This window comes from Cytobacillus massiliigabonensis, assembly GCF_900199725.1.
Classification (GTDB): Bacteria; Bacillota; Bacilli; order Bacillales; family Cytobacillaceae; genus Cytobacillus; species Cytobacillus massiliigabonensis.
Window position 1 is genome coordinate 892,499 of sequence record NZ_LT904902.1, and the last position, 6,555, is coordinate 899,053.

General features: G+C 33.0%; 8 protein-coding genes and 1 pseudogene. 3 read left to right on the forward strand and 6 right to left on the reverse strand.

Translation table 11 applies throughout. The features are described from left to right. Positions 1-181 precede the first annotated feature (181 nt). Together C1726_RS04850 and C1726_RS04855 are read right to left on the reverse strand one after the other, a co-directional pair. Positions 182-565, reverse strand: coding sequence for an aspartyl protease family protein (locus C1726_RS04850; RefSeq protein ID WP_102272135.1), 384 nt, complete (start codon positions 563-565; stop codon positions 182-184). Beyond that, positions 562-822, reverse strand: a complete 261-nt coding sequence (locus tag C1726_RS04855; protein ID WP_102272136.1) for a hypothetical protein — start codon at positions 820-822, stop codon at positions 562-564. The genes C1726_RS04850 and C1726_RS04855 overlap by 4 nt, the downstream gene beginning before the upstream one ends. A 129-nt stretch (positions 823-951) precedes the next feature. Between C1726_RS04855 and C1726_RS04860 the strand changes: the two genes are divergently transcribed. Further along, a complete protein-coding gene (locus C1726_RS04860; protein ID WP_235822694.1) occupies positions 952-1,557 on the forward strand; it encodes a restriction endonuclease in 606 nt (201 codons plus the stop codon). 185 nt (positions 1,558-1,742) lie between these two features. On the opposite strand, the gene C1726_RS26085 is transcribed toward C1726_RS04860, so the two are convergent. The 3 genes from C1726_RS26085 to C1726_RS04870 form a co-directional block, all read right to left on the reverse strand. Next, a complete protein-coding gene (locus C1726_RS26085; protein WP_180968099.1) occupies positions 1,743-1,913 on the reverse strand; it encodes a hypothetical protein in 171 nt (56 codons plus the stop codon). A gap of 77 nt (positions 1,914-1,990) precedes the next feature. Beyond that, the gene (locus C1726_RS04865; protein WP_102272137.1) at positions 1,991-2,959 is read right to left on the reverse strand and encodes an Rpn family recombination-promoting nuclease/putative transposase; all 969 of its coding nucleotides are present in this window, start codon (positions 2,957-2,959) and stop codon (positions 1,991-1,993) included. Positions 2,960-3,294: 335 nt separating this feature from the next. Next, positions 3,295-3,726 (reverse strand): nucleotide excision repair endonuclease, encoded by a 432-nt coding sequence (locus tag C1726_RS04870; RefSeq protein WP_102272138.1) that lies wholly within the window; start codon positions 3,724-3,726, stop codon positions 3,295-3,297. A 507-nt stretch (positions 3,727-4,233) separates the two neighbouring features. Here C1726_RS04870 and C1726_RS04875 point away from each other — a divergent pair. Together C1726_RS04875 and C1726_RS04880 are read left to right on the forward strand one after the other, a co-directional pair. Then, on the forward strand, positions 4,234-4,542 hold the full coding sequence (locus C1726_RS04875; RefSeq protein WP_102272139.1) for a hypothetical protein: 309 nt from the start codon (positions 4,234-4,236) through the stop codon (positions 4,540-4,542). A 64-nt stretch (positions 4,543-4,606) separates the two neighbouring features. Further along, positions 4,607-4,987 (forward strand): annotated as a pseudogene (locus C1726_RS04880) (Cthe_2314 family HEPN domain-containing protein); the annotation flags it as partial. A 371-nt stretch (positions 4,988-5,358) separates the two neighbouring features. On the opposite strand, the gene C1726_RS04885 reads toward C1726_RS04880, so the two are convergent. Then, positions 5,359-6,479, reverse strand: a protein-coding gene (locus C1726_RS04885; protein ID WP_142385044.1) for an IS3 family transposase whose coding sequence is annotated in 2 segments (ribosomal slippage) — positions 5,359-6,230 and positions 6,230-6,479 — 1,122 coding nt in all. Because the reading frame shifts where the segments join, the coding sequence is not laid out codon by codon here. Between the last annotated feature and the right edge of the window lie 76 nt (positions 6,480-6,555).

Below are 6,555 nucleotides of genomic sequence, written 5' to 3' on the forward strand. Positions count from 1 at the left end.
TAACAGGCCTATTTGCATTTAATAATCCAGGATATTACGTCATTTGAAAGGTTTGAGAGGAATTGTGTAAGGACGATGGAACCTGTGGGGATTGTAATCTATACCTAGGTAAAAAACTAAGTATTCCATGGATTGGATGGTGATGGCAGATTCATATAGATGTAGTAATGTTTACCTTAAACTAGTTTTTTCGTACTTCCATATTTTCAAAGTCGATGATTAATTTATTTGCAAGAAAAAAATCACTTCCGATGATTCCGTCAAATCCATGCATTTCTCTTACATCACCGAGCTGTATAGTGAAATCTCTCAGGTGGAACGTATCTATTGTCATGCCGCTCACTTTTTGTTCTATACAAATTTCAGTCCCACCAATTCCGTACATTTTACGTGTAATGGCATTTTCTAAATCGAGCATTAACCCAATTTCTTCGCATAAATCCGTATCTAAAATACTTGAAGAGCAACCAGAATCAAGCAGTACATTAGTAAAAGTCCTTTTCATTCCGTTGTATTCAATCTGAACAGCGACTAGCGGCAGATAATCATTCATTTCAAATTTCATACTCTTCCTCGCACTCCTATATATGGCTGCTCAATTACTTTTATTTCTTCGTTATTGGTGTGAAAGATATATAATTCACGATTTATATTTTCTGCATGTAATTTTTTATACACTTTCCATGCTGCATTGCCGTTTTCAAAGTCATCAATTACAGACATTTCCTTGATGATTCTTTCTTTTCCTCTTGTTTCTGATATTAATGATTCTACTAAGACACAACGTTCTGGAAAATGCTTACGTACTTCAGACCATTTCATTTATATACGCCTCCAATTTATGCCTAATTTATTTTAAATTATAGCATTTTTAATTGATTGAGTTTCATTCTTAATTCAAGTTTGAATACTTTCCATAAATTTGATAATACTGGTGATTGAGGTGATAATGTGGAGTATTTTTTATTATGTGTTTTGTTAGGATTTATCTTTTATCATTGGAATAAAATAAAAAATTTTAGATCGGAAGAAACCTATAAAAATTATTTAGCCACTGAAGAATTTAAAAGAACGTTAGCTTTTGGTATTTATCAACGTTTTTGTAAAGAGAATGAAGAAAAATCTTATTCATCAATCTTTTTAAAAAATAATCCCTTAGAATTTGAACATTTCATCGCTGATATATTTAAACATAAATATGGTAGAAGTACGTTTGTAACGAAAAGTTCAGGGGATTTTGGTGTTGATATAGAACATGGCGTTGGCGAAGAGAAAGTTTTAGGACAAGTAAAATGTTACAAAGATGATGTTAGCTATGAACCGATAGCTTTATTACATTCTAATATGGTAAAGCAAAATGTTTCACAGGGATATGTTGTAACAACTTCTAACTTTACTGAAAATGCTCGTTCATATGCTCAAGGTTTACAGATAGATTTGATAACTGGAACTGATTTAGTGGAAATGTGGTTGAATTATACTAATCCATTATCTGAAAGTATAAAAATACAGTCGGTTCATAACCAAACTACAAATAAAATTGATACGCCGATTTAAGAACTGTCCCCTAATCAGATAGATGGTTAGGGGACAATTTATTTCAGCTATATGATCAGCTGTATGAACCAGAGTCTCAAAGCATAGTCATCGTTTGAATTTGGCCCATGAACATTTAGTGCCTCCGATTGTTTCATATTCCATAACTTTCTGCAGAATATTTTCAATTAGAACCCTTGAGTGTGTCACCATCGTACGGGGACTAAAAATGTGCTATTTTCTAGCTCCCCAACTAAGAATGCTAATTCCTCAGATACGGATTCTAAAAAACTAACATCCAGCAGCAATACAATATCTTCTTTATCAAACAGCACAAATAACAATACAAATTCAAGTGCCAATTCTAATACAAACAATTCTACTACCGTCCCTTGAAACAACAGCGGCGAATCATTTAATATCATGGATTTTTTGCAGTAGAACTACTTAATTTTCATGTGTTTATCAACATTTCCTTTACTTCTTCCTCTTTCAGCCCTGTCATGCTGACGATATCTGAAATAGACAAGCCGCTTTCCTCCATTTTCCGTACAATACTTGCCATTCCTTCTTTAATACCTTTTTTAATACCTTTTTCAACCCCAACTTGAATTCCCTTTTTGTATCCTTCCTCTATTCCTTCTTCTCTCCCTAACCGCCTTTCTCCTCTAATGTTTGAGAGCTGATCACGTAAGTATTTTAGTTTAGCTTCATATAACATTTTATTTTCTTTATTAGCACTGAGACTTTCCCATTCAACCAGTGCTTCGCGTACTTCTTGTTCGTTCATGGCTAATTCCTCCAAATCATGAAAAATTTCAGCATCACCGGTTTTCTTTTCATAATCAGTGGCTGTTAACATCATTAACCATGGCAATTCAGGTGGTGGATTTGTTTTCATTTCACGTCTGTATTTTCTCCATTTTACCATGAACTGTGAAAGATCAAAGGCATGAAATTCTATATGGGGGCACCACAGGAAATGTTCTGTGTCCTCTCTGAGATGAAATACATTATGGAAGCTATCTGTTTCATATGGGAATAAAGGATAGTTTAAGATGCTTATCATAATGGTAGGGGGCAATTGTCGATAATTTTCTCCAGCAGCTAAAGAGCTAGAAAATAATTTAGACCAGTAAAAAAGCACACGTTCTGCCATATCATGCTGGTTCGCTAATTGGATTTCGACATTAATTCTTTCACCAGTTGAGGTAAATACTAGTATATCCAATCTGCTTGTTTTTCCATCAGGATCTTCCTTGATCCGTTCCGTATTTTCATAATGCACGTCTACAATTCGGTCATTCCCTTTTCGATGAAGTAAATCATTTAGGAAGGTTATGGTAATGTTTTCTCTTCTAGGATCACCAAATAATTGCTTAAACATGAAATCCATTTTTAAATCGAGGTATTCTTTTGTCATGTGGAGTCATCCTTTCGGGGAATTAATTTTATAAAATTTGTTGGGGGGATCTTCTTCAGAGGAGTGAATAAAACTTTTAATAAAAAAGGATAAGCAAACATGGGCTGGGTACTAATTTATTTACAATTTAGTAGAGACATAGAAAAGGATATCTGTATTTAATCATCTTCTTTCGACAAACTTTTAGGAATTCCTGCTGGAACATAGCACATTTATACCACTTTTCAATTAATTCAAGTTACTTTTCATTATTAATGTTTAACCCGAAATTTAAATGAATTATTGTTTAATTTTCATATTCATACTGAAGTTTATCAAATTTAGATAGAGTATCTTTATAAAAAAAAATCGTTCATTGCATGATCTACCATTTCCTGAGCATCTTTAAACCCTCTACTTCTTGCAACACTCTCGAAGTATTTATCTTTTTTCCTTTGTAAATCGTCAATTCGAAATGTATTTTTGTTATAGGTACCATTTAATTTAGGTTGGTATTTTATTATTAAGTTCTTTTCTACATTCTTTAATAATGAATAAGCTTCTAATACAATATATGAAAAATAATACAGTTCCTTTTCATAATCCCATATATTATCCCAGTAACTATGAAAGTGTGAGCGCAACCTTGAATAAAGACATTTTGCCTTACCGATATAAATTAATTCTCCATCTTCTCCGAAAATAAAGTAAATACCACTCATATTTGATTTTCCTAAAAGAGGGAAAATCACTTTCAATGCATCCCTCGGATAAATTGTAAGATCCACTTTTCTCACCTTCCTAGAAAACTTTAATTACCTAAATATAACATAAGTTAGATCTAAACCGACGTTACAAAAAGGGATCGAGTATAAGAAACGGTTCAAACTATAGTGAGCCACTTTAGCCGTTTAGATTTTTTAGTAAATAACGTGGTGATTTTCACAATTATGCCATTGTTATTAACGAAGAAGACTGGGCCCTTATCATGGATGTAAACACCAAAGGGGTGGACCTATTCAGCAAAGCTGCAGCTAGCCTCCCTATTGTTCAATCTTTCAAACTGGTTTTTACTGTTAGTTAATTAATTTGTGATAATTTTTTTAAGGTTAGTCTAAAAATAATTATATGAATCCTAATACCCAAAATTACCCAATCAGTAATTTAAAGTAGAACATTTTTTAGTAGTTACATCAATCTAACCCTATCCTCCAAAATACCTTCTTTATCTGTTGTATATCACACTAATTATATATTACTCTTGAATTTAGTAGGAAAATTATGGAGGAATAAATATGGGAAGTATATTTGATTGTGCAGATTACCCAACAGAAGAAAATTGGATACAAATTTATAACAGAAAAAAGGAATCGTTTGATAAGATCTATTTACAAGTGAAAGAAGGAAACCAGAGCTTTTCAATTTTAAGTAGTAAAGGCATACAGGACATGGAATTAAGTTTTTGGCTTGATGAATTTAATGATAAAGCATTCGATTTGGCTAATAGTTATGTAATGCTGTTTCATTACTATGATAAGGGAATTCCAGATGAAGAATGGGTTACAAAGAACAAAAAGGAGGATATATTTTTTTCCTCACTTTGAAGAAGATCACCATGCCTATTTTTATTGGTTTACATTTTACATGGATGGATAATTTACTAGATTTTTCAGTTTAATAGACACAGTCTACCATCTTATCAACATTAATTATGGATTTTATCTTGAACCTACTCTTGGTTTCGGTAATAAAGTTGCTGAAAAATTGAAATCTAGCGACAATTCCCTTTATTCATTCTTAATAAACATTCGTCAAGTAGAAATTTATAAAACAGTAAACAAGTTTAGAAATGATTTAACTCATAATTATAGACCTACTCAAATTGATTCAAGTATAAAAAGAGAACGGAAAGGTAATCATGTCCATATATCTGGGGGTCTTGGTAACTATACTACAACTACAGAGTTTGTTAAAAGCAGCGAAGATAGTATTGATTTAATGGGAAAAATGATAGATGGAATAAGAGAAAAATTTATCCCTATGAATTGAAATATAAAATGGGCATTTTAACATGTAATCTGTATATAAAAACAAGGGCATTAATTACTTTTATCTAATGCCCCCTCCTCTGATTGAGCCTTTTAAAACGTTCATTTATACAGCCAATTCCATGATATTAAACTCTAATCTAAAAATTCCTTCGTCAAAACTAATGAAACTTTCTATATTAAAACAATACTCTTAAATTCATACTTCTCAAAATACCCCACCGCTCCCTCAATATCAACCTCATTCCCTACATGCATTTTCACACGAAGGGACTCATCAATAAACGCTGCGTACTTAGATGTAAAAAACTCTTTCTCTTCTACATAAGGAAGTAAATCCTCCGCGGTCCATTCTGGTATGTCAACACTAAACTAGACAATTTTTTTAAGGTGTCTATGTTTGTACTCAATTGGGCTTTCATATCCAAGGGTTCCATGAATTCGTAAGTTATTAAACCAGTGAACATAGTCCTGTAATTCCCTTGTTAATTCTTCTAAGCTACTAAAATGTCTGCCCTTCACAAACTCTGTTTTGATGATTTTAAATGTTGCTTCAGCTACTGCATTATCATACGGGCAGCCCTTCATACTTAAGGATCGTTGGATATTAAAAGTCTTTAAAGCATCATCAATCAAATTGTTTTTAAACTCATTTCCACGATCCGTATGAAAAAGCTGTATCTTATTAAGATCGACTTTGATAGAAGCTAACGCACGATAAACGAGTAATGCATCTTTATTTGGCCCTGTACTAAAACCGACGATTTCCCGATTAAAGAGATCGACAAAGACACATACGTAGTTCCATTTTTGATTGACTCTTACGTACGTTAAATCGCTAACGATTGTAGTCATTTCTTGTTCCTGTGCGAATGCACGATTTAGTTCATTTGTTTGTTCTGATTCATTACAGGATTTTGTATGTGGTTTAAATTGAGCGATTGTGTATGAAGAAACGAGACCCTGCTCCTGCATGATGCGCCCAATTCTTCGCCTGGAAACAATATGACCGCGCTTTTTTAATTCTACTTTGATTTTACGTGTTCCATAGTTCTGACGGCTTGCGTGAAAAATATCGATTACATCAGAGGTAACGGGATCCTCCGATACTCTTTCTTTTGCTTCATAATAATAAGTACTTCTAGGGATTTGCAGGACTTTGCACATTGCTGATATCGAGTATTTGTGTTGATTATTCTTAATTACATTTACTTTCGTCCTAGTATCAGCGCGGCTTGCTTTAAAATGTCATTTTCCATTTCTAGTTGCTTGTTTCTTTTTCGGAGTTCCATCAATTCTTTTTGTTCATCTGTTAAATTATCTTTCTCCTTAAAAGAACCTGATTTTTGACTCTGACTCACCCACTTGTCTAAAGATGAAGGAGTAAGATCATATTCACGAATAATCTCTTTTCTTGGTTTTCCATTTTGGTACAGCTGCACGATCTGTTGCTTGAAATCTTCAGTAAATGTTCGGCGTTCTCTTTTAGTCATGTAGATTCTCCTCAAATGTGTTATTTGTAGTCTACTTGACCTTAAAAATTCTGTCCAACTAAGTGTAGCCTATCCA

Excerpts from the sequence above, each read along its gene's own strand:
- C1726_RS04850 (WP_102272135.1), bottom strand. The coding sequence starts at position 565 with ATGAAATTTGAAATGAATGATTATCTGCCGCTAGTCGCTGTTCAGATT.
- C1726_RS04855 (WP_102272136.1), bottom strand. The coding sequence starts at position 822 with ATGAAATGGTCTGAAGTACGTAAGCATTTTCCAGAACGTTGTGTCTTA.
- C1726_RS04865 (WP_102272137.1), bottom strand. The coding sequence starts at position 2,959 with ATGACAAAAGAATACCTCGATTTAAAAATGGATTTCATGTTTAAGCAA.
- C1726_RS04875 (WP_102272139.1), top strand. The coding sequence starts at position 4,234 with ATGGGAAGTATATTTGATTGTGCAGATTACCCAACAGAAGAAAATTGG.